The organism is Paraburkholderia sp. HC6.4b (assembly GCF_014200875.1).
GTDB classification, from domain to species: domain Bacteria; phylum Pseudomonadota; class Gammaproteobacteria; order Burkholderiales; family Burkholderiaceae; genus Paraburkholderia; species Paraburkholderia tuberum.
Genome location: NZ_JACHDC010000020.1, coordinates 158,240 through 180,378, shown reverse-complemented (window position 1 = coordinate 180,378; position 22,139 = coordinate 158,240). Strand labels below are relative to the sequence as shown.

25 protein-coding genes and 1 pseudogene are annotated in these 22,139 nt (G+C 57.4%); 6 read left to right on the top strand and 20 right to left on the bottom strand.

What is annotated here, in order from left to right; genetic code table 11:
* Window positions 1-39 precede the first annotated feature (39 nt).
* A pseudogene (locus HDG34_RS28605) lies at window positions 40-996 on the bottom strand (MFS transporter); the annotation flags it as partial.
* Between the two features lie 418 nt (window positions 997-1,414).
* Here HDG34_RS28605 and HDG34_RS28600 point away from each other — a divergent pair.
* The 3 genes from HDG34_RS28600 to HDG34_RS28590 all read left to right on the top strand — a co-directional run bounded on the left by HDG34_RS28600 (window position 1,415) and on the right by HDG34_RS28590 (window position 2,802).
* On the top strand, window positions 1,415-1,921 hold the full coding sequence (locus tag HDG34_RS28600) for a KilA-N domain-containing protein (RefSeq protein WP_184064651.1): 507 nt from the start codon (window positions 1,415-1,417) through the stop codon (window positions 1,919-1,921).
* A gap of 283 nt (window positions 1,922-2,204) precedes the next feature.
* On the top strand, window positions 2,205-2,423 hold the full coding sequence (locus HDG34_RS28595; RefSeq protein ID WP_184064648.1) for a hypothetical protein: 219 nt from the start codon (window positions 2,205-2,207) through the stop codon (window positions 2,421-2,423).
* Entirely contained in the window at window positions 2,389-2,802 is a 414-nt protein-coding gene (locus HDG34_RS28590; RefSeq protein ID WP_184064645.1) for a hypothetical protein, read from the top strand. Before HDG34_RS28595 ends, HDG34_RS28590 begins: the two co-directional genes overlap by 35 nt.
* A gap of 80 nt (window positions 2,803-2,882) precedes the next feature.
* Here the strand turns inward: HDG34_RS28590 and HDG34_RS28585 are convergent, their stop codons facing one another.
* From HDG34_RS28585 to HDG34_RS28520, 14 genes are all read right to left on the bottom strand, one after another.
* Window positions 2,883-3,173 (bottom strand): hypothetical protein, encoded by a 291-nt coding sequence (locus HDG34_RS28585; RefSeq protein ID WP_184064642.1) that lies wholly within the window; start codon window positions 3,171-3,173, stop codon window positions 2,883-2,885.
* Window positions 3,157-3,381 carry a hypothetical protein gene (locus HDG34_RS28580; protein WP_184064639.1) on the bottom strand — a complete coding sequence of 75 codons (225 nt, stop codon included), beginning with the start codon at window positions 3,379-3,381 and terminating at the stop codon, window positions 3,157-3,159. Before HDG34_RS28580 ends, HDG34_RS28585 begins: the two co-directional genes overlap by 17 nt.
* A complete protein-coding gene (locus HDG34_RS28575) occupies window positions 3,378-3,779 on the bottom strand; it encodes a hypothetical protein (protein WP_184064636.1) in 402 nt (133 codons plus the stop codon). Before HDG34_RS28575 ends, HDG34_RS28580 begins: the two co-directional genes overlap by 4 nt.
* 1 nt (window position 3,780) lies before the next feature.
* Complete coding sequence (locus tag HDG34_RS28570; RefSeq protein ID WP_184064632.1) at window positions 3,781-4,332, bottom strand: hypothetical protein; 552 nt, start codon at window positions 4,330-4,332, stop codon at window positions 3,781-3,783.
* Between the two features lie 36 nt (window positions 4,333-4,368).
* Window positions 4,369-4,551, bottom strand: coding sequence for a Com family DNA-binding transcriptional regulator (locus tag HDG34_RS40250; RefSeq protein ID WP_184064628.1), 183 nt, complete (start codon window positions 4,549-4,551; stop codon window positions 4,369-4,371).
* 45 nt (window positions 4,552-4,596) lie between these two features.
* Window positions 4,597-5,250, bottom strand: coding sequence for a hypothetical protein (locus HDG34_RS28560; RefSeq protein WP_184064625.1), 654 nt, complete (start codon window positions 5,248-5,250; stop codon window positions 4,597-4,599).
* The gene (locus HDG34_RS28555) at window positions 5,247-5,834 is read right to left on the bottom strand and encodes a glycoside hydrolase family 108 protein (RefSeq protein WP_184064749.1); all 588 of its coding nucleotides are present in this window, start codon (window positions 5,832-5,834) and stop codon (window positions 5,247-5,249) included. Before HDG34_RS28555 ends, HDG34_RS28560 begins: the two co-directional genes overlap by 4 nt.
* 8 nt (window positions 5,835-5,842) lie before the next feature.
* On the bottom strand, window positions 5,843-6,289 hold the full coding sequence (locus tag HDG34_RS28550; protein WP_184064623.1) for a hypothetical protein: 447 nt from the start codon (window positions 6,287-6,289) through the stop codon (window positions 5,843-5,845).
* Window positions 6,276-6,677, bottom strand: a complete 402-nt coding sequence (locus HDG34_RS28545) for a putative holin (protein ID WP_184064620.1) — start codon at window positions 6,675-6,677, stop codon at window positions 6,276-6,278. Before HDG34_RS28545 ends, HDG34_RS28550 begins: the two co-directional genes overlap by 14 nt.
* Before the next feature lie 24 nt (window positions 6,678-6,701).
* Complete coding sequence (locus tag HDG34_RS28540; RefSeq protein ID WP_184064617.1) at window positions 6,702-7,643, bottom strand: phage minor head protein; 942 nt, start codon at window positions 7,641-7,643, stop codon at window positions 6,702-6,704.
* Window positions 7,640-8,875 (bottom strand): hypothetical protein, encoded by a 1,236-nt coding sequence (locus tag HDG34_RS28535; RefSeq protein WP_221309289.1) that lies wholly within the window; start codon window positions 8,873-8,875, stop codon window positions 7,640-7,642. The genes HDG34_RS28540 and HDG34_RS28535 overlap by 4 nt, the downstream gene beginning before the upstream one ends.
* Before the next feature lie 146 nt (window positions 8,876-9,021).
* Complete coding sequence (gene terL, locus HDG34_RS28530) at window positions 9,022-10,641, bottom strand: phage terminase large subunit (protein ID WP_184064611.1); 1,620 nt, start codon at window positions 10,639-10,641, stop codon at window positions 9,022-9,024.
* Window positions 10,642-10,652: 11 nt separating this feature from the next.
* Window positions 10,653-11,288 (bottom strand): terminase small subunit, encoded by a 636-nt coding sequence (locus HDG34_RS28525; RefSeq protein WP_184064607.1) that lies wholly within the window; start codon window positions 11,286-11,288, stop codon window positions 10,653-10,655.
* On the bottom strand, window positions 11,281-11,655 hold the full coding sequence (locus HDG34_RS28520) for a hypothetical protein (RefSeq protein ID WP_184064604.1): 375 nt from the start codon (window positions 11,653-11,655) through the stop codon (window positions 11,281-11,283). Before HDG34_RS28520 ends, HDG34_RS28525 begins: the two co-directional genes overlap by 8 nt.
* 156 nt (window positions 11,656-11,811) lie before the next feature.
* On the opposite strand from HDG34_RS28520, the gene HDG34_RS28515 reads away from it, so the two are divergent.
* The 3 genes from HDG34_RS28515 to HDG34_RS28505 all read left to right on the top strand — a co-directional run bounded on the left by HDG34_RS28515 (window position 11,812) and on the right by HDG34_RS28505 (window position 14,831).
* Window positions 11,812-13,791, top strand: coding sequence for a hypothetical protein (locus HDG34_RS28515; protein WP_184064601.1), 1,980 nt, complete (start codon window positions 11,812-11,814; stop codon window positions 13,789-13,791).
* 252 nt (window positions 13,792-14,043) lie between these two features.
* Complete coding sequence (locus HDG34_RS28510) at window positions 14,044-14,316, top strand: hypothetical protein (RefSeq protein ID WP_184064598.1); 273 nt, start codon at window positions 14,044-14,046, stop codon at window positions 14,314-14,316.
* 35 nt (window positions 14,317-14,351) lie between these two features.
* Window positions 14,352-14,831, top strand: a complete 480-nt coding sequence (locus HDG34_RS28505; RefSeq protein ID WP_184064595.1) for a hypothetical protein — start codon at window positions 14,352-14,354, stop codon at window positions 14,829-14,831.
* Window positions 14,832-14,880: 49 nt separating this feature from the next.
* Here HDG34_RS28505 and HDG34_RS28500 read toward each other — a convergent pair whose 3' ends face one another.
* From HDG34_RS28500 to HDG34_RS28480, 5 genes are read right to left on the bottom strand one after another with little or no spacing between them, the layout of a single operon-like run.
* Window positions 14,881-17,574 (bottom strand): host specificity factor TipJ family phage tail protein, encoded by a 2,694-nt coding sequence (locus tag HDG34_RS28500; RefSeq protein WP_184064592.1) that lies wholly within the window; start codon window positions 17,572-17,574, stop codon window positions 14,881-14,883.
* Window positions 17,558-17,917, bottom strand: coding sequence for a hypothetical protein (locus HDG34_RS28495; protein WP_184064589.1), 360 nt, complete (start codon window positions 17,915-17,917; stop codon window positions 17,558-17,560). The genes HDG34_RS28500 and HDG34_RS28495 overlap by 17 nt, the downstream gene beginning before the upstream one ends.
* Window positions 17,917-18,429 (bottom strand): DUF1833 family protein, encoded by a 513-nt coding sequence (locus tag HDG34_RS28490; RefSeq protein WP_184064586.1) that lies wholly within the window; start codon window positions 18,427-18,429, stop codon window positions 17,917-17,919. Before HDG34_RS28490 ends, HDG34_RS28495 begins: the two co-directional genes overlap by 1 nt.
* Window positions 18,419-18,904, bottom strand: a complete 486-nt coding sequence (locus HDG34_RS28485) for a hypothetical protein (RefSeq protein WP_184064583.1) — start codon at window positions 18,902-18,904, stop codon at window positions 18,419-18,421. The genes HDG34_RS28490 and HDG34_RS28485 overlap by 11 nt, the downstream gene beginning before the upstream one ends.
* 53 nt (window positions 18,905-18,957) lie before the next feature.
* On the bottom strand, window positions 18,958-22,134 hold the full coding sequence (locus tag HDG34_RS28480; RefSeq protein WP_184064580.1) for a phage tail length tape measure family protein: 3,177 nt from the start codon (window positions 22,132-22,134) through the stop codon (window positions 18,958-18,960).
* Window positions 22,135-22,139 lie beyond the last annotated feature (5 nt).

Below are 22,139 nucleotides of genomic sequence, written 5' to 3'. Positions count from 1 at the left end.
CGGCACATGGCGGCGGGCCGGCTCGACAGCCGGCCTTCGCTATGCGGATATCTTCTCGAGTTCGAGCCCTTTCGTCTTCGGCCCCATCAAGCCAATCGCCAGCATCACGATCAGCATCGCGCCCGCGATGAACACGAACACGCCGGTCGTGCCAAAGTAGCGCAACACGGCCGCGATCAGAAAGGCCGTGAAAATCGCGGAAAAGCGGCTCCACGAGTAGACGAAGCCGACCGCGCGCGCCCGGATGCTGGTCGGAAACAGTTCGGTCTGGTACGCGTGATAACTGTACGAAATGATGTTGCCGGCCAGCGTCAGGCACACTCCGAGGCTCACGAGGAGCACCGCCCCCGATACCTGACTGAACCACAACCCGCACACGATATTGACGCCGGCCATCACGACGATCACCGTCTTGCGCTCGAAGCGGTCGCCGATAAACAGCCCGATGATCGGACCGAGCGGCGCGGCCAATGCGATCACGCTCGAATACATCAGGCTCGTCGTGATCGTGATGCCCTGCTTGATCAGCAGCGTCGGCACCCAGTTCGCGAAGCCATAGAAGCCGACCGTCTGGAAGATGTTGAAGATCGTCATCATCAGCGTGCGGCTGCGGTACGGCGGTACCCACATGTCGCGGAAGCTGCCGCGCGGTGGGATCGGCACCGGCGGCGCCGGCGGCGGCAACTCGCGGCCATATTCGTGACGTACCTTCGCCTCGAGCGCGATCATCACGCGGTCGGCTTCGGCGAGACGTCCTTGCTGCGCGAGCCAACGCGGGCTTTCCGGCAACGCGCGGCGAATCCACCAGACGAATAGCGCGCCATGCGCGCCGATCAGCACGACCCAGCGCCAGCCGTCCAGACCGAACAGCGTGCGCGGCACCAGCATAAACGATAGAAACGCGACCACCGGCACGGCCGTGAAGCCGACCGCCTGCTCGCACGCGAACGCGCGGCCGCGGATCTGCTTCGGCACCAGCTCGGAGATACTTGCTCCTGAAAAATAAAAATTATTCAACAAATTCAATTGTTTGCAATGCTTTTCGATACCCAAAAACACCGGCCAAAGCAGGTCAACTGCGGCCATAAAAATCAAATACTTACCAGAGTGTTCCGAACGCTGTTTCGGCTTGCTTGCGCTTTGAGAGCTGGATGCCTATACTCCGCTCGTTGCCGATACAAAGGCACACGGGCTTGGACTCCCGGAATTCAAAGGCGCACACAGGCCGCGCCGTCGTTATGACTCGCGGCTTTTTGTTTGTGCACGTCTGGCAGCAGCTCCTATGGCGGCTCCGGGCGGGGGCACCTTCGGGTGCGCCGGTTTCCTTTGGCCGGTAGTCCAACCCCGTTCGGTAGCCGTCACCCCGCTTGGACTCGGGGCGGCGGTTTAAAAACCGCACCAAAGGAACTTCACCATGACTCTCACTCTCGGTACGTCGGCAATCCGCGAACTCGGCGGCCTGTTTTCCCTCAACGATTTGCATCAAGCTAGCGGCAACGCGCCCGAGCATCGCCCCGGACATTTCCTGCGCAATGACCAAGCGCGGGCACTAATTACCGAAATTGAAAATGCACAGATTTGTGCATTTAAGATCGAGCGGGGTCGCAACGGCGGCACCTACGCCTGCCGCGAGCTGGTGATCGCCTACGCTGCATGGATCAGCGCGGCGTTCCACCTGAAAGTCATCCGGGTATTTCTAGATCAGACTTCGCCGGCCGCCGACCCCACGAAGCTCGCCATGCACGCTCTGCGCAACGGACGCTGGTTGCTGAAGATCCGTGACGACATGACTGCATCGCTCGAGCGCGTTCCGGACGATGCCATCGTGGCTACCGCCGGGCACATCCGTCAGTTGCTCGACAAGGATGGCTACCTGATCGTGAAGCGGGCCGATATCGTGAACCTCGGCGAGGCGCGATAAAAAACGCCCACCGATGTTCTGGCGGGCCGCAGTTGCCACGTGCACTGATTGATCGTTGTTCGTCAAATCTTCCCAGAGTGGCCCATCACCATGGCGTGCGATTCGGGCTCCGCCGCCGTGGTTAGACGGCCACGGCTGCTACCACAAATCAGGCGCGCTGCGCCGCCTCCCGTAAACTGATTTGCCAAATTAGTTTAGACTCACAGTCCGGTGTTGATACAATCTCATCAGGCACCACGCTTGATCGCTGACAACAACGTCCATACAACAACTGGAGAAGGCAATGAAGCATTTGCTGAATATCCTTGCTGGGGTGGGCTCCGCAATGAATGCGTTTGGTACCTTGCCGCAATACGATGTCCCGAAGCGCGGTGATCGTGCCCGTGACCTAGCATTGATCAGAAAAGATTTCGGCGTCGTGACGGGACGCATAGAAACGCACGCCAGCAAGGCGCTTGCAGGAAAATATGGGACAACACACGACGGCGCAGGTAAAAAGTAAAGACGCAAGTCTTACCGTATCCCAGCATGAGACGGATGCCCCGATCCTGCCGATGGCGCAGATTGAGAAGCTGATCGAGATTCTGCCCAATAGAGTCGACTGGGTTTTTGCGGAGGCGACCCAGGAGGGTGATTTCAGGCGATCTGAGACTCGGCGCGTGAATACACTAGTGTTTGTGGAGAGGCTCACCAGTATGCTATCCGGGCTGATTATAGGCGCGCTCGCCTTGGTCACATCGGGATATCTGGCGGTCCAGGGGCACGATGCAGTCGCCGGCATCATTGGCGGAACAACAGTTGTCGGCTTGGTCTCCGCGTTTGTCATCGGTCAGAAAAAACAAGCCATGCAACAAAATAGCCGATCACTGCCAAAGAAGTAGTTGAAACCGACCCTCGAAGCCAAACAGAAAGCCCCACATCCGCGGGGCTTTTTCTTTTCAACCTTTTTCTGTTTCGCCCATCAAGCCCGCACAGGATGAGTCGTCGGCATGTGGTGAGTCTCGGCCTCGGCTCCGTGATAGATCACCATGTGATGGTGCATCGCATGACTCATCGCCACCAGCAATCGCATCGTCGCCGCCTGCGCGTCGACCATTTCCTCGAGGAGCGTGTACATGCAGCACTCGAGCTGGTTTTCTGGCGTGCAGGTATCGCGCATGGACTCCAGGGCATGCGCGGCGGATTCCATGTCGTGACAGGCCGATTCCACATGCCCGGCATGGTGCATCATTGCGTCAAGTTTGGCTTTCATTTCCGATGTCCTTGTATGGGTGATATGGCTCTTCGCTGCCGAAGTCCGGTTGCGCGGTCTCGGCGGCGGATTGTTTGATGTCTGATTCGGTGACTGGCTGTGGGGCCGATTGCTCCTGGATCACCTTCAGCAGCTTGGGCGCCGTGTACTTCACGCCATCGAAAAGAACCTGCGTGATCGGATGCATGACGAGATCCATGAAGCTCATGACAGACCTCGCTCGGCAAGTCGCCGGATGACCGGATCACCGAAAATCCGGATGCCGTTAGCCGCGCCGTATCTGGCGAGCACGTCGGGGAGCGAATCGCAGATTTCCGCGACAAACTTCCCATCGGAGCCCATCTTCGCTTTAACTCTGTTCCAGCTCGACATCCATTGCTCGTGGCTGGGAAGATTCGGGTCTTTCAGGCGTGCGGCGCGTAGCAGCATGCCGAACATCGGGGAACTGAACTGGGCATCCATGAACGCCCTCAATTCAATCACCGCTGCATAGGCTTCTTCGCGCTTCCGCTTCTGGGGCAAATCCGACGTCGCCAGACCCCGCAATTTTACGATTGCGGGACATGAAAACGCCCCCCGTGCTGCGTCCAGCATAGAGGGCATCATGTCAGCAGCTCCGACCTTCGCCGACAAGCAGGCCGGTCGGTGCCGGCTGCAGCGAGATGTGCTCGACCTCGCATTCGCCGCGGCCGCGACGGCGGCCGTGATCGCGGTCGCACGGATTCTCGTAGACGATGGAGAAATCGCGGAACCCGTGCTCGTCGCCATGACGGATAACGGTGTTTGCAGCCTCCTTGGAGGTGCAGATCGCCACGTCGAAACCGTGTGTCATGGCTACGGCCAGCGCATCCAGCTTATCCAGGGTGGCGCGCGTGTTGAGGTACGTGTCTTCCTGGCGAACTGCGGCGGCGCCACGCGCAGTCGCTGCCGCGACCACTTCGGCGTTCGAGAGGCCAGTGCGATCGCGGATCGTGTCGTTGACGTGATCGTGGCGGCCGTTCAGGAAGAAGCCGATACCGAAGATGATGAAGACGAGGAACAGGAACGCGATGCCGCCGGCGACCCAGCCACCGACTCGCGTATCGTCATCGTAACCGCGGCGCCCGTAGTTGCCGCTATCGATGAAGGAATACTCTTTGTTTACGCTCGGGACAATCATTGCAGAACTCCGATAGGAATCTGACAACTTTGCCCTTCACGTTGCTTTAGGCTTGGGGATTGCGCAAGGTGCGCTATGAGTGGATTTTAGGACATTTCCTATTGCAACGGTGTTTCTCGTCTTGCACTTGTGGCATTTGATTTCGACGGTTCCATCCGCACGACAGAGGAAGCGACCACAGTGGCTACAGCGGATGACCTGCAATTCGTTTTCCGACATACGTCACCTGTTTGTGTGGGCGCTTCGTCCGCGTGCGGCGTGCTGCTATTGGGCAGCGGATTGCATGGCTGTCGCCTGACCCGAAGATGTGGTCACCGTGCCCGGCGACACGGCGAACTGCGTAACCTGCCGCGTCTGGCTCGCCGCCTCGCTCGTCGTGCCGAAAAGGAAGCTCGTTACCTTGTCGCTTTCCTTCAGGAAGTACATCACGAGGCCGCCGGCCGTGGCCGCGATCACCGGGTCGCGCAGCGTACCGTCTGCGAACCCGAGCAGCACGAGAAACACGACGCCGATCGTCGCAATCACAATTGCGCATCCGAGCGCCGGTCGCATCCAGTCGCCCGGTTGCTTTGCGGCAAGCTGACGCGCACTGTCGCGGTCGGCCGCGTCTGACTGGATCTGCGCCGTGCGCTGTGCATCGGCGGCTGTCTGCGCGACCAATTCGGCCTGCCTCTGCTGAAGCGCATACGAGGCGAGCAGCGTCTGATTCGCCAATTCGGCCTCGCGCAACTTTTCGAGCAGCGCTGGATCGGCGCCGATCGCGGCGGCGGCTGCGGCAGGATCGTCAGATGGAGTGCCGGTGACCGACGAAATGATGGCACCTACCGCGCCGCCGGCAATTGTGCCGATCGGTCCAAGCAATGAGCCGAGCAGTGGCGCCGCCTTCGCGATGGTTGGTGCGAGCTCAGACCAATTCATGCGATCGCTCCCAGTGCGCGGTTCAGTTGCCAACCGTATTCAAAAGTCTGCTGGCTGGGATTCTTTTCCGCGATCTCGACATAGCGCACCGAGTGCATCGATGCGACCATGCCGACCAGCACTCGATGCCCGTCGGCGCCGCGCTGTGCGTAGAATGCTTTCAGCGCAGCGAGGGTCATCGGCCCGATGCCGCCATCAACCATAATGTCCGGAAAGACCTTGCCCTGCTGATTCAGCACGTTCAGTGCGCGCTGCATGAACTGAACGCCGGTGGGCGGCCCCATGTTCACGCCAATATCGAGCAGCTTGGCGGCGAGCGTCGCATCGATCGCATCGATCTGATCGAATTTCGGCGTCAACCAGTACTTCGTGCGATAGATCGCGAGCGCGGTATCGCGCGACATCTGATTCATCAGGCCCACATATTCATGCGCCCGAGCCTCTGCCGCTGTGATGCCCCACATCGTCCCCTCGAGCTTGCCGAGATACCAGTTCCCCTTGTCGTTTGGATCGCACGAAAATCCGCCCTCGCGGCCGATCACACCATCGATGTATTTTTCGAAATTGTCCACTTTAACTCCCATGACAAAACCTATTTTCGCGATTTCACTAGTCGCGCCGCCTGCAAAAAGATCTCTACGTTTCCGCCAGTGCAGTACACCGCGTACATCACCAGCACATTGACCAGCAGCTCGGATGGTTCGACCGGCGTCCAGTACCATCCCGCCCATACGCGCACCGCTATCGTCGCGTAGGTTGCTGCGATCGCATACCTCAGTAGCCGCGGCAGCAGGATCGCTGCAGCCACCACTATCCATTCCTTCAGATATCGAAGTAATCTGTGCATCAAACCTGCCAGCTCGATGCTCCTTTTATATCTGGGTAGCTGGATCGCTGGCTCGGCATACTCGGTCGCCATCGGATCCGGGAAAACCACGCGCCAGACAATCCATACTGAAACAAGCCCGGTGATGACAAGTAGTACGCAGTCGAGCAGCCCGTGCGCGTTGAGGTAGCCTTCCAGATCAATCGTCTTCATGATTTTTTCTCCCTGGTAGTTTGTCGAGAGCCCATGTCCGCACCTGATCAAGCGTCGGCTGTATGTTGCGCTCAGCCCAATCAAGCACCAGTACCGCAAGAGTGACCACTGACGCGGATGACATAAATCCCACCGCCCACGTCGAAGCGTTCGGGTACAGATTGAGAGCCCATGATGTGATGTGATAGCCGCCGATGAGCGAGATCGCAAAATAAATGCACTTACGCAACCTCGACGGCTCATGCGTGCGCATCAGATAGACAAGCGAGCCGCAGACGACACCCAGCGCCACGCCGCGATTTGGCAGCACACGCAGCGCAGTCATGGCCGCACCGCTCGCTATAATGGCAAGCGCGGTCAGTACTGAGGATGAAACGGGTTCTGCCATGTACACCTCAAAAAGTCATTTAAGTTAGGACTTAGGCAGCACATACTGCACACGGCATCGACACTGAATGACGTTTTCCGCACTTCCATCTGGGTCGCGCGGATAGCGCAGCCTCCCAAGCGAATTGCTGAAGTACTCACCAAATCTCACTTCATCACCATGCAGTTCTTCATGCACTGGACGCTCGCGGCCATCCTCGGTCGTGACCCATCGCTTGATGATGTTTGGGCTGATGTGGCCGTCGGCAATAGCCTTGCCAATAGCCTCATCCTGAGCCACCGACACCGCCGTCAGACTCTCGGTTCGGGCAATGACCTGGCTGCGATACTTGATCCATCGCGAGCGATACTGGCTCACGAGTTTGTCAATGCGCTCCTTTGAAAGCGGGGCATTCTCTGCTATCGCGCGCTCGATAGAGCTGTCTGACCGCTTGTCTCTAAGCGCTCTGAGAAGGGCATTGCGATCGAGATTTTCCAAGTTGGTCCGGTAGTTCGCGACAAACGATTCCTGCTGGGTCGTAAGCCCGATAGACTCCCGAAAATCGCGCGCGATTTCGAGCGGCGGCCGCCCGGCCGACATCGCCGTGTCGACGGCCTGTCTTACCGCCGATGCAGACTCAACCGATATCTGGTCTATCCGCTCCGCGATCACAGCATCCACGCTGGCGGAGCGCGGCATAGCTGTAATGTAGGCCGGCGTCGTGACTGCACTCGATGGAATGATGGCGATCGCGACGCGGCCCGACTCAATCATTGCTGCCTGCATCACCGGCATCAGTCGCTGACTGATCGTGATGTTGAACTGGTCCAGAAGTCGATAGATGCCGCTCACGCCTTCGGTCGCGAGGATACGCGCCAGATCGTTCTCGCTCACCATGCCGCGCAATGCATCCCAAGAATCCATCAGCGCCCGCTGAATCTGGAGGTCGTATTTCCGTGCAAGATCGGGATATGGGTCGCGACTCATTGCGGCGCATCCGTTGGCAGGGCTGGCAAATCGTCATCGCTCAAGCCGTCCTTGCGCTTCGGCAGACCCATTGAGGTTCGTATCTCGTTGTCCAGCTCAACATCAGGGCCACCGATCACCCCAGCATTAGCCAGCGATGCAACGTCCGCAGCAAGTGCGGCAATCGATTCCTTGGTAACATCCCCCGGCTCAAGCATGGGTTTCATCTGTGGCGGAAAATTATTCAACTCCCACAACCGGCTGACAATCTGTGTGTTGACGGTAGCCTTAATCATCGTGAGCCACCCCGATATCGCACGCATGAAAAGCTGGGACCGATCTTCCCCTAGCGATTTGTTGCCACCAGTTCCCTGGGAACCGAAAAACAGAAAATCGGCAAGCAGCGCACGCGCCATTCCTGAGTCATGCCGCTTGATAGCCCGGTCGACGTCGACGGCATTTGTCTGGCCCGGACTCGTGAGCTTAAGTTCGACCGCCCGATTGTTTGTGTTCGTTACTTCTCCATCCTTGCCGATATTCTTTACAAAATCCGCGTAGATAACAGCGCCCGACTGACTATTCATACGGATATTTTTGGCCAGGTCCTCGTAGGATTTGCACAGCGCGGCCGCATTACGCGCATCTTCCGTTGGCATACCCTTGTCGTCGACTTTGAGGCTGTCCGTTTTGAGGCTCGCCGGGACATAGATGACCGGGAAACCCGTACCGCGCTCAGCGAGGATGCTCTCGATTTCCACCAGCTTTCGCTTGTAGAAAAACGGCCTGTAACTCGTCCTCAGGCAGCTCATGCCCTCGGGATTCCCGCGGTTCGGTGCGACCACGAAATGCAGTGCGCGATCCAGCGGAATATAGAACGTGCCGGCGGACGGGACGAGTTGATGCAGGCCCAGCACGCGCCCTGAGTTGTTCGGCTCCATTTCCCATCGCATCAGGGAATCCTGTGCGATCAGCATGAACTGGTCGATGCCGATCGAGCCGTCGTTCAGCTTTTTCAGTACGGCATCAAAGTATGACCATCCCCATTCAACACAAGTCAGCACGTTCTGCACGAAGTCAGTCCAGCTTTTCTCGATATAGCCACTACCCATCTCGGTGAACAGCGCATTGTCGAGCCACGCCGAGTATTTCTTTTCTTTGTCGGACATTGCTGGTTCAACGCGCCAGTCGACTGTCCGAAACAATGTGCGAATTGCAAACAGCACACCCCCAATGGTCTCATCGTTGTAGATCATCGAGTTGATCGTACGTTTCTTGTTCTCCCCGACCCATGCAGGCAAAAAGTCATCCGAGGTGTAGCCTGAGTCACCCCCCCGGCCATACCCGAATACCCCTGATGGTTTGTAGAGATTTTCTTGCATTCGTTTGTGTCTTCGAAAAGTTAGGTAGCGTAGTCTGGCGTCGCGATGCCGACAGCCGGATACACCTTCGATTTTTCTGGCGGCATCGCAACGTTTCCTCGCAACCCGATACGAACTGCGTCCGCCAGGTTGTCGGCGAAGTCATCGTGCGCATGCGTGTCGTTGCTTGTGATGTCCATCAGCTCCGATACAAATTCGGTCAGCAAGGGATGATCCATTGGGAACAGCACACGATTCGCAGCCATGTGTGGAGTCGTATCGTTGTACCGCTCGATCTTGGAATCCCCTGATCCACGGCTCACTGGCAATACCGGAAACGGCAGAGAAGTTCTTACTGTCTGGATTAGGCCGGTTCCGCTCGATTTGTCCTCGACATACGCTGCCCGAACGTTCGGCATCCCCTCTACGCTGTTACACCGAAGCGCAAACTCGATGAACTTCTCTTCGAGTTCTGGTGCCTCAAATTTCCCCTTTATTGCGTCGATCAGATACAGACACCCCCGATAGACTCCCCAACAACACACAATGCTATAGTCGTTCCGCCGTCCCTTTTTTTGGGCGGTGTCGGCCGTCAAGAATATGTACTCGAACGGCGGCGGGTTGTATTGGTCGTAGTAGTGAAGGTATTCCTGCCTGAAGATAGTGCCGCCGAAAGCCCGCGGCCGTTGTCCAAACTGGGATTTGAATACGTAATCGTTTCGAGCCTCCAGTTCGAGCAATTTGGAGAGCGTGTCTTTCGCCGCCCAATAGCTGAATCGGCCCTTATCATCTCGCTCCTGCCTTTTGGGATTGACCAGGTCTCGATATTTCTTGGGCAACGAGTGCACGTACTCGTCATCAATCAGCGCAGGCACGATGATTTGCCGGATGTCACCAGCCGTGCCGCGAGACGTCCACACCTTCAGCCACGGCAAGTCTGTCTTGAGCGTTTTTCCCGCCAGAAAATTCCCGGTGAAGTCGTCCACATGCAGCCGTTGCTGAATGACGACTACCGGCGTATCGGAGCGGGCAAGCCGCGTGTCAATCACATACTGTGCGCTGGCATTGGATTTCTCCCGCCTGATGTCGCTCAGCATGTCGCTCGGCTTGTTCGGGTCATCAAGGATTGCGCTTCCCTGATACCCGGAATCGAGCCTTCCCGCACGAAACCCGAGCGTCTGGCCACCCAATGCTGCAGCACGAAACTCGCCTTTTTTAATGCCGCGCTCATCGACCACGAACCATGATTTCTTGCTGTTGGTGTCGCTTGAGAACTTCATCGGCCACATGGCCTGAAATTCCTGCGATCCCACCAGGTCTCGCGTCCTCGTCGAATTGGCTTGCACGAGTTCATCGCCAGACGTCGCCTGCATGAATCTGGCTTTTCGGTTTCTCGCATATCCCCGGGCCGGGAAACAGATAGAGGCAAGGTGCGACTTCGATCCGCCCGGGGGGATGTTGATGAAAAGCCGTGTTACGTTTTCAGACTCCACGTTTTCCAGCTCATCGCATAACAGATGGTGATGCCAGTTGACAGCAAATTTTCCGCCGTCCATGAAGCGAAAGAAGCCGCGAGCGAACATCAGCAGGGACGCCTCTGATTCCACTCTCAGCACCCCTCTCTCAAGAGGCGTGAGCGATTCCCACGTCAGATCGCTCATCCATTCCCCCGTCAGAGTTCTGCTCTGAGGCGCTTGCAGGCCGTCCTGAGAGCCTTCGCGCTCACGTCTGCAACCTCAATCGGACCGCCATTCTTCCCTGTGCTTTCAACGCGATCAATGAATGCACCGAAAGTCTTGCCAAGGAGTTCGGCGGCCTTGTTTCTGTCGGCGTATTTTTCATTTACTCTGGGCACGACCAGCCATCCAACACCCGGCATATTCTCGATGCGTTCGATGTACTTGACGGCATCGTTGGGGATGTTGTTTGGGTCGTCGACGAAAAGACCAAACAGGAATTCGCCTTTACCACCTTCGTATCGGCGCCGCTCGCAGGATTTCTCAAGAATCGCCTCATAGCCAAGGGCTGCCCGGGTCCATTCATGCTGAAGGTCAGACAGAGTTGCGATAGCCCGCGCGGCCGCCTGATCAGTAATGGCGTCCAAATATGCCCTGACCTTTTCATTTTTTAGCATGCGTGCAGCAAGTGCAGCGGCGCTCCCGGGAGTCACCTTTGGGTGCACGAGCGCGTAGCACTGAGCCAGTGTCAGACCAGTTTTTTGGCGCTCTAGAAGATGATGCACAAAAGAAACCTGTCCTGCGGTCAGATTCTTTCGTGCGCCATCTACTGCGGACTGCTTTTCATCCACCTGTCACCCCAATTTGCCTGCCACGCAGTTTTCTGCGAATACTGCACCGTACATACTCACCGATAGATTCATCGGGCTGCTTTGCTGCATAGATCATGTCCTGAAGTGATCTCGACAGCATGATGTGAAGACGTACTCTGAGCGCACCCGTGACTGCGCATTCGACCTCCTCTCGCACAGGATCACTGACCATTTCATAGACCGCCGCCCTGACGAACTCACCGGCGGACTGATCATCGCGCTTGGACTCTGCAATGGCGGCGCGCAAGGACTCATCCAGGAGGACGACCGTTCCCGTCAACTTGCTTCGGCAGCCTGACGGAATCACTCGCCCGGCTTCAGGATACGAATGATTCAGATTTTGCATGTGCTATCCGGATAGTGGTTTTGTCCTGGTGGCCTTTCCCCGCATAAAGCGGAATAGCTCGGCACTCCCCGAAATGATAGCGTGCGCGGTTTTTTGCGCTTCGCCCGGGAATCGTACAATTCCCCAAAGCGATCAATGCCACCCAAAGGAGCCGTCGTGGCCAACGAAATTACCATTCTCGACCTGCAAAATGCCCGGTCTGACGCATATCACATAGCAGAGGTCGCCACTGGGATTTCGCAAACCACCGCTCGACCGATTGCCTATAGCACCGATCGACTCGGCAACGAAAAACCGACGATTCCGACGGTTCTCACGGGTATGGCGAGATTTAATTTCCGTGGCGACTGGGAAGCTGGAATGACCCTCTCGTTCAAGGATGTCGTAACACACGATGGAATCACATATCTATCCGTCAATCCGGAGCCCTATGTTTCCACTGACATCAATGCCGACCTGGCAAGTGGTTCGGTCGTTATTTATCAGGGACTTACTAGTTTTGATATCGGAATGCCGGGTGGCGCATCGCTGATCGGCTTCATTCAAGGTGGAGCCGGGGCTGTCGCGCGCACAGCTCAAGAAAAGATGCGCGAGCGTATCAGCGTCGATGACTATTTCCAGATCGGCGATGCAGACTTTACGAACGCATTCGAACGCGCGGGCACGTACCTCGCGCAGCGCGGCGGCGGCACCATCGTGTGCCCTCAACCTTCGTACATAGCCTCGCATATCGACATCCGGCGCTATCAGCTTATCGAATCATTCTCGGGTGCGACCGTCGAGCTGAAGCAGGCTGCGGGCTCGAATCGCGATTTCATCACCTCCGAGAACTTTGCGGTGCTCACCGGCTCCGGTCTCGATGTCGCGGGCGATTCTCGCGTGCCGAGCTGGTTTGGCTTGCGGCGCGTACTAGTCAATTGCTCTGGCAATGTCGCAGGGCGCGGGGTTGCCTTCTATGGCTCGAATGTGATCGTCGACGATGTCGTCGTGCTCCGCGCTGCCGGTGACGGTCTGCACACAGAGTACGCGACGAATGTCACGGGCACGGCGGGCGTCTCGACGCAGGAAGAGGGCTACGTCCGCAACGTGATCTGTCGTGACAACGGCGGTGTGGGCTGGCGCAATCGCGGACCACACAATCTGTTTGTCGATAACGCGATCTGCTGCTTCAACAACGATTGGGGTTACGTCAGCGAAATCCTCGCCGGCAAGTACAACGGTGCGCCAACGTATGTCACATCGTTGCATTGCTATTCGAACGATATGAACTGGGAGACTGCAAGCAATCGTGCCCGCCGCAACATGTACATCGGCACGAACATGTCATGCGGCCTGCTCGCTGTCGACGGCTCGCAGTGTGAGATACGTGGAAGCAACTCCATGATCAGCATCGTGAAGCAATATCTCGGAGGTCAGGGTGGTGACTCACTGATCCTGTCTGGCAGCCAGATATCGATTGGTTCGCACTACGGGATCATGCGCAATGACGATGTGTCGAGTGGCTTTACGGTGCTGCGAATCACGGGAAATTTCAATCAGATCGGCACATCCAACATTAGCGGCACGCTTAACCGGTTCGATGGCGTGGATATTACCGGCGTGTCCAACAGCATCGGGGACCTGGTCGCGCAGAACTGTCGCACGGCATTGACTGTCTCGGGCTCGCGAAATCGCATCGGGGGTTACCTTGGAAACAATCTGGTGGGGTTCAACTACAAAACCCCCACAGACGTGCACGGCGGTTACAACCAGATTGGTCTGCGCATTTACCAGACTACCGGTGCCTATGTGTCAGGCGATCAACCCACCAACGGGAAAGACAAGTTCGACATCATGGCGAATGGCCTGTCGGCGGTGCCGGCGAAAACCAGCAACGTATTCGAAATCGCCGCGTTACCGCTCGATTCGACAGCTATTCAGGAAGTGAGCGTTGAGCATGGGCTCATGTACACGCCGGTTCATCGTTACGTGCAACTGACGATGACAGGGCTGGTTGGCGGCTCGACGGTGCAAATGGCCTGGGGGCCACGTTGCACAGCGGTGGATGCGACGCATATAACGATTCAGTACAAGTGCTCGACGGCCGGGCCGGCAGGCTCACAGATGAGCGTGTCTGGCTCAGTCGTCCTTTCCTAGTGGGTGGTCGATGTCATATATACAACGCAACAGTCCGAGTCAGTACTCCGTGATTCTCGACGAAGATGGGACCGTCAGTTCGATCCGGCTCCATACGAGACAACAGGTATCCGATAATTCGACTGGTGAAGTGATCAACGACAAAATAGTGATCACAATCATCGCGGATTTCGTGTCCGGGGATGTGCCCGATTCCAGTCAGCTCGATCTGTTCTTGGCACGCATTTATAACCGTACTTCTGGAGGCTAATCGTGAGCGAACAAATCGATCAATTCAGCAACTTGAGGCCGATGCTGGACAGTCCGGCCCGGAACTTCTTCCTGATCGAGCCGAGTGATTCTGAGCAACTGCCCGAACGGCCGCGAGCAATACGCGTGGGCATCGCTGGCGATGTCGCAGTGATTGGAGATCATGGAGTTGAGGTACTCTTCGAAAATTGCTATGCAGGTGAAGTTTTGCCAATTCGCCCAATCCAGATAAAGGCGTCTGGCACGACGGCCAGCAACCTCGTGGCGCTCGTATGATTGGTCTAGGAGTCTCGCTGACAGGACGCTGCAGCGTGCCCCCACGGTCATCGGTGCCGCCCGCGCCGGCAGGCTACACCGCGCGCTACTGGCGATTGTTCTTTCCGTATCCGAACCCGGTGACGCCTGCCGACAATCTGGCGGTAGGCCGGGTGTGGATGTACCAGCGCGGCCAGCGGCTTTCATACGACGACGTCGTCGGCTTCGACCAGAGTTCGATGTACGCAGGTCGGGACGCGACCATTGCGTTCCAGACCACGAGTAACGTGCCGACGAGCCCGGCGGACTCATGGACCAGTGCGGTCGCAGGTCCATCCAACCAGTGGATCAGCGTCGATTTTGGCGTGCCCACGACGATCGATACGGTCGTCGTGCTGCCTGTCACTTACAATAACCGCACACCTGAAACTATTTGGGTGGAGGCATCAGACGGTGCACCGTGGGTTACGGTAGGTGAGCTGGGGGGGCCATGGGGAGATGCCTCACGGGCCATCCCGATTACCGCGCCATCGTAGCTATATCAATCTACATTTTCTTGATTTCAGCCTCCCCCAGAGGATCTTGCTATGTTGCCAGATCATCCTGATAGTATCGATCGTCGTAGTTGATGCATGTAATCGTGATGTGCTCTGCGCCATCCTGAATCTGCGGGGCCACGGTCTGCACCAGCATGGCCTCCGCTTTCAGGGCGGTATCGGAGCCAAAGTTGTACATCGTCTTGGCCTCGAGGTAACCAACGAACAGATCTTCGAGTGGAGCCCTGCCAAGCACCACGCTATTCGCGTCGGCGCCGGGCGTACACGGAATTCCCTCTATGCTGCCGTCGCGACGCGTCAGCACAATGCTGTGCGATTCCCCTGGCGTGAAGGTAACCGGCTGAGACAGAAAAACGGTAAGCCCCTGCTGGTCTATAACCTCTCCATCCTGAGTCGGTCCACGCGTTCCGTCCGCAACATCCACCCGCATGGATGGCAGGCATGATCGAGCGATTCCGAACGAATCAAACTGCACAGACACACGCCCGTACAGCAGCTTGTTGTATTCCCGACTCGCGCGTATCGCCGCTCCCCGCGGGGTAATACAGCCCGAAACCTCAATGCGCTTGGGATTCGCAGCAATATCATTTGCTGGCCGGCGAATGACCGTTGGAATGCCTGCTTCATCATCCCGGTACGTGAGCTCAACTCCATCATAGAGTTGGTCTGCAGTGAACGAGCGTGTACGCGTATCAGTACCGGGCCATTTGTTGCGGTGTACAAATTGCATTGCGCTAGTCGACTGCGGCCCTTCAAACTGGAATTTCAGCACGCCACCCATGCGATATGGGGTGACATTCACGGCGTTACAGATCAGCGAAACGGACTCCTCGAAAGTGATGTCTGTCGTGTCGAAGGCATAGCCGACCTCGATAGGCTCCCATGAGCCAAAATGGGCATAAGCTTGCCCCATCGTTTCCCACAGGCCGTCGTGATCGACCTGGCTGCTGCTCAGGCGACCAAGTCGCGGATCAAGCGCCATATCCCAGATCACATCAGCAAAATTCGGGTTGGGAGAACCTGCTGTATCCCCATACGTGATGATGCGGGTCGCATCAAGGCTGATACCCGGCGAACGCACGGCGAGGGCACCCGTCGTCGCCTGCCTGAGAACATGGATCGTGGTCATGTCGCCAAATGCCATGGCCGGTACCGCAGTAGCTGAAAACAGGTCGCGCCACTTCAATTCATCGACGACCGATCCAGAGAAATCCAGATCAGTCGGCGTGATTCGGCCCACATAGACCGTGCACTCGGCATAGGGGATACCAATCACAACGGTGAGCGCCGCATTGTCTCGACCATTTGACTGAACCGTTGCCTGCTCCGACACAAACGCGCCCGTCTCCACCCCCTTCACCGTCTCATACAGGGAGATGGTGACCGTGACGGGATTGTCAAATGTGTTTCGCCCGTCGTCTTTATAGAGGCCGCTTTGCGCGATCAGGTTGATCCACGCCTCCTGACTACCCGGCACCACCTGTGCACCTACCTGCCGGGCCCGCGAAATTGCGGACACAGTCATTGCTGGCATCATGAAAGATGCACTCTGTCCGGGATAGGCCGTGCTGCTATCCGAATAGACCGTTTGACCACCAGCGCCGGGCAGGGGATAGCCAACAGCCGGAGGTGTCGCAAAACTCATCACGGAATAGAAGGATCCGCCATAACCCATTCCACCCCACTCCGACGGCGCGGGCCACGCCGGACCGCCGGTCACAATCACGGTGAACGCATCCAGAATATTTGTCACCACGTAGCCATCGAAACTCAGATCAACTGACCGATACCCATTTGCGGTAAATGAACGCGTTACTTCGCCAACCTCCCGATCGTACTCGACCACATTGACGAGTCCGATGCCAACCATCACGATGCCATCCGCTATTTCGAGCTCAGATCCGATCGATATGAAGCTGCTGAAATTGAATGACACTCCGGCTGCCGGCCGAACCTCGATGCGTTTTCCCTGGTCAGTCGGGACCAGCGTCACCGTGGCCCCGTTGGCACCAATTGCATTCGGTGCAAGCAGCGTCTGACCGTTGATCGTCGATGACTGGGATACATTCCAGAGGATGTCTGTAATTGGCGTGCCAGATGTCGCGTAGGGCTCACCAAGATTCGGGCTTGTGCCCGGCCCATAGAAGGCGATTCCCGAGCCGGGTATCGAATCCAGCAGCGTATCGCCGTCCCTCACATTTCCGGTGGCGTACCGGCCCACTCCAACCGCCATATATGACCACTCATATTCGATGTTGTTGACGAATTTGGTGTATGGAACCATGAGCTGATCCGGGACACTCGCAGAAACACGCCCCCGGATATCCGTTCGACGCTGATTGACGCGCGCCATATTCGAGCGCCCAGACAGGCCATTGGTCGGACTGGACTGGGTGCGGTTGGCGTTTGCCGGAGCGGCCGCCTTCTTTGCCATCACGCCCATCACCACGCCGACGGCCAGCGACGCTATCAGCACAGCTGTGAGAACGCCGAACGTCGGATCGCCCGGCATGATGCACACCTCGAACTCGCCTTCTGTCTCCATCAACGCGGCGACGTCATGCGTGATATCCGAACCCTCCGAACAATGACCGAGATACACGCGCAGGCCCTCTGGCAGTCCGGATGCCGCATAACGCGCAAGCAGCCATTCACCTACGCTCGCGGCTTCGCATGACTCCATGACAGTGGGTTCGGGGAAAAAGTTAATTCGTACAGTCATAGATATAGAACCGTATTTTTCGATATTCCATTCGCAACACGGACAGCGAGCTACCCATGACCTGACCACTATCGGGGCCGTTGTTGCAATGCCAGACCAGCCAATCGCGATACACGCCGACATGGAGTCCAGCGCGGCTCAACATGACGACCAAGGCTCCATCTACCGGCGCTATCGCAGGAACGAAATGCTGGCGCATCCAGATCATGAATCCGCGCTCCCATTCCGATCCGGCCGATGCTGTGGGCGCGACAATGCCGAGCGTCTCGCGGTAATAGTCAGCCACATAGTGCGCGCAGTTGTAGCGCTCGCGGTGATAGGGCGTTCCAACCGGCGGCATCATTACTGGATCACAAAACCTTTGAGCATCGGGATATCCACGATCGCATAAACCTCGCCGGTCGCCGATACATTCAATGGCTGGCTACTCGCCGTGAAGGCGCATCCTTCCGGAGTGTAGGCAATGGAATTGATGCCCAGCACAAACGGCCCGTCAGCAACCGGACTGATTGTTCCATCCCGGCGATAGATAAATGACCGAACGATGCAGGTTGGAATGACCTTGCTGTCAACTGGTATGCGGGCTACCTCGGGCGCAATGATTTCATTCAGGTCCTGAAATGTAATTCTTATTTCGTAATCCAGATCACCGTTGGCAGCGGCGCGCTCAAAACTGACTGGAACATACTGGAATTCGACAAGAGAGCCGTCTTCCAGTTGCCCAGTGAAGCCATCCGGGAGATTTCGCACGATGTAGTACGACCGCGAAAAATTCGGGTGCGATACCTGGAATGTTTCCAGCTCGATGATGCCGGCCTGCTGGCTCGCCAGAAGCCTTTGGAGTTCAGTTTGCATAGCTGGGAATCCGGCCTAGGCTCACAGTCGTATCGACATTGGCGAATTGCGCCAGAATATTGAGGAACCGCGCTGCATCATCTCCATAGATTTGCCACAGAAGGAGTCTGCCCAGAGCAAGATCCCTGTCAATCAGAACCTGTTCAGCGGCGACCGTCAAAACCACCTCGGCATAGTAGCCGAGCATGACCGAATATTGCGGATCGGCCGTCATCACCGCGACGTGATTGATCGGCGCCGGCGTATTGATCGCGAGTGCGCAGACGAATGGCATTGACCCCTCGTTCAGCAGGAATTCCCACCAGTTCTGGAACCACTGCACCATTGCTGGCGAGTTGAGAACGATCGTGAACTGGACGGGTGTTGCCTGTCTTATGAACTGCTGCATCACGCGCGGCATGCCGCCGGGCAGCGTTGTTACCAATGAGCCGAGCGTCGGCGTCAGTGTATAGCTGTCCTGGATCGGCTGGATCATCTCCCCACCGTACATCAGCACAGGAAGGTCAGTTATGTCGGTTACGGCTGGCATCAGAATGTGCGTTGCTGAACAATATTGGTTTTCATGGTCTTGCGGAAATTGCTGTTCGGTTTTCCTGCTTCCGATGCCATCACCCGCGGCGCATGCTGATTGATTAGCAGGACGACGTCGCGCTCCGACAGCCGCTTGGCCTCAACCTGCACGCCAGCATAATTATGGATCGCCATATTGAGGCCACTGCCGCCCACCTCATACCCCGCATTCATCGCGCGGAGTGCCGGGCCATTATGCGACGTGGCATCTGCCGTCATAACGGATTCTCCGGCTGACAGTTTAGCGGTGATGCTATCGCTCGTGCCTGTGCCAGGTCCTTGCAGATCGACCACGCCGTTGCGAAATGCTGGCACCGCTGACGCCACCTGCTGCGCGAGTTGCACGCCGAGCGCCACCACCTGTGCGATTGCCGCGAGATTGGCAGGGAATGGGAGGCTTGCAGATGCGTTCGCAATAGCAGCGGGGATCTGGACTGCAATCTGAGCAGCAGCGGCCGCTTTGGATACTATGAATGCGGCCCGATATGCTGCGCTCTGCTTTCCGCTCGTCGCCTCCGTTACGGTCATGAGTGATTCGGCAAGATTCTGTGCGCCGGCCAGCTCAGTCTGCATTCTCGCTGTGTCGATGGCTTGTAGCTGATCCGCTGTATCCTGCTTTGCCTGAGTTAAGGCGGCATCATATTCCGCATCAGTCTTGTTATATTCTTCTTTCCACGTCTTCAGTGCCTTGATTGCATCGTCGCCCTCACGCTTTATCTGTGCAGCAGGCGTCTCTGCGCCAAGCATTCCAGACAGGCCGGTGCCAACTCCACCAAGTCCTGGCTTTGATTTAAGTCCAGCAAGCGTCTGCATATCGTAGAGCTTTCCAGCAACGTCTCCGATTGCCTTCGCCTGTGCTTTAGCCGCGCTCGCTCCCAAGATTGCCTGGGCCTTTAACAACGCCTGCTCCCGCCCGACACTGCTCATCATCGCAACCTGTATTGCGAGCGCCTTGTTTTCCTTGTCGATCGCATCTGCAGCGAACTTCGCCCGTCCAGCTTCATCGGCCTCCTTGACGGCCGCAAGGTACTTCTGCTCTATCTCCAGACTCTTGCTTTGCGGATCGATGAGCTTGGCGGCCGCGGCCGCGCCGGCCTGACTGATAGCATCCAGTTGCTGATGCACCGTTACCTGCTTTTGCAGCTGCTCCAGTATCCGGGCATTGGACGTTGTCACCGACGCATCGTATTTGTCCGCTGCGATCTGCCGCGCCTGATCCTGCTGCTCATGGAATTTGGCCAGCTTTTCCGGGTCGGCCGACGGGGCGCCGGTCTTCGTCGTGGGCGCCCTGATTCTGGATGCCGCGGCCTCGATCGCCTGGTCGCGCTTGCTGAGCTGCTCCTTTACCGCAACCTCGTCACGCAACTGCTGGAGAATCTTTTCGTTGCTGGTGATTTCGTCTTTCCGGGCGACTGCAGATGCCCTGCCCTTGCCCATGATCTTTTCGCGCTCAGCTGAGATCAGCTTTTCGACATCGACCTGCTTCATGTCGATCGCAAGGGCATCCTTTCGGATTTGAGCAGAGACATCCTGGAATCTCTCTTCTTTTGTGCGGCTCGCTTCCCTGAGCGCGTCCAGGCGCCTCCGCGCGTCAACTCGCGCCGTCTCTGCTACGGCAGTCTTGGAATCTGCTTCAGCTGCTGCCTTTTTTCCATCTACAAGCTTTTGCTGTTCAGCAACCTGTTTTCTCAGGTCTTCGACGTTATCCATCGAAGGAAACTCTGGGTTGACAAACCCGGCCTGGGCATTAGCCAGCCTTTCCTTTAGGGAATTGAGCTTCGCCACAGGATCGTCTCTGCCGATCCCAAGCATCGCATCCCATGCGGCATGGGCCGCACCTGTGATGGCGTCCCAGCCCTTTTCAATCAGCCCTTCGCTTGCCTTGATTTCCTCGGCACGTTTCTTCAACTCATCGGAATATGTCTTCTCCGCTAGCGCTGCTGCAGCTTGTTTATCGCCATGTTTGTCCAGTGCCGCGATCTGATCGTATGTAGCGAGCGTCAGGAAGTGATATTGATCGTTCAGGGCGACGATCGCCTTTACCGGATCATCTGCAATTCGCTTGAATTGAGATACCGTGGCATCGACACTCTGACCAGTGGCTGCAGCCATCTCTGTAGCGGCCGTGCCAATCGACAGAATCTGGTCGCTCGTGAACTTGCCTGAAGCCGCCAGCTCAGTGATGGCTATCTTGGCATTGCCGATCGAACCAATGCCCGATGATGCCGCCACTGCCATCGCGCGCAGCCCCGATGCCGTGGTGCCAGCATAATTGCCGGTCATCACCAGTGCGGCATTCATCGCACTGGCTTCTTTGGCTCCCTTGACCGCAGCCACGGCGAATGCACCGACACCGGCAGCCACCGCTCCGATCGCGAGCCCTACCGGGCTGAGTGCGGCCTGAAGCAACCCGGATTGCGTTGCGAGCGTCGCCATCGAAGTCGGCACGCGCGAGAAATCGCCTGTGACCGCCTCTTTCCCGATCTGGATGAGCTCCTGCTTCGTGCCGGCAGAAGACAGGCTGAAGCCGTGCATGGCCTTGTCGGCTTCCTTCGCTGCCCGCTGCGCGTCATAGAGCGCGCCGGCGGCCATCTTCGCTTCCAGAGCTTGTGTCCGGGCTATCCCGAATGCATCCCCGGCAGGCGTCTGTATGCGCGTCGCAGCAAGCGCCATGGCGCGTTCGCGCGCGTCTGTCTCGGCCATGGCCTCTGCGCGACGCTGGAGCGATGCGATGTACTTCTCGTTCGCGTCGAGCGCTGCATCAATGGCCTTGGTGTTGTCTTCAGTGGCCGTCGTTGCGCTCCGCTCCGCCGGAACAAAGTCCGAGGCCAGCTTCAAATGTTTCTGCGTAGCTGTCGCGGCTCTCTCCGATGCATTCGCGGCCCCCTGCGTTGCCGTGGCAGCCTTTTCCGCCGACGCGCCAGCACCATCGAGTGCATTGCTGAGGTCGCGTCCGGTCGCGCTCAGTTTCGACGCAGAATCCCCGGCGTCATCGAATGCATCGCTGACGCTCTTGCCGGCCTCTTCCGCCTTGTCGCCAGCCGCACCAATACCCTGGAGAGCAGCTGTGATCGCCTTCGCGCCCGAGACCGCTCCATTGGGGTCTACAACAACGTCAATGCCGATGTCATCCATGACGG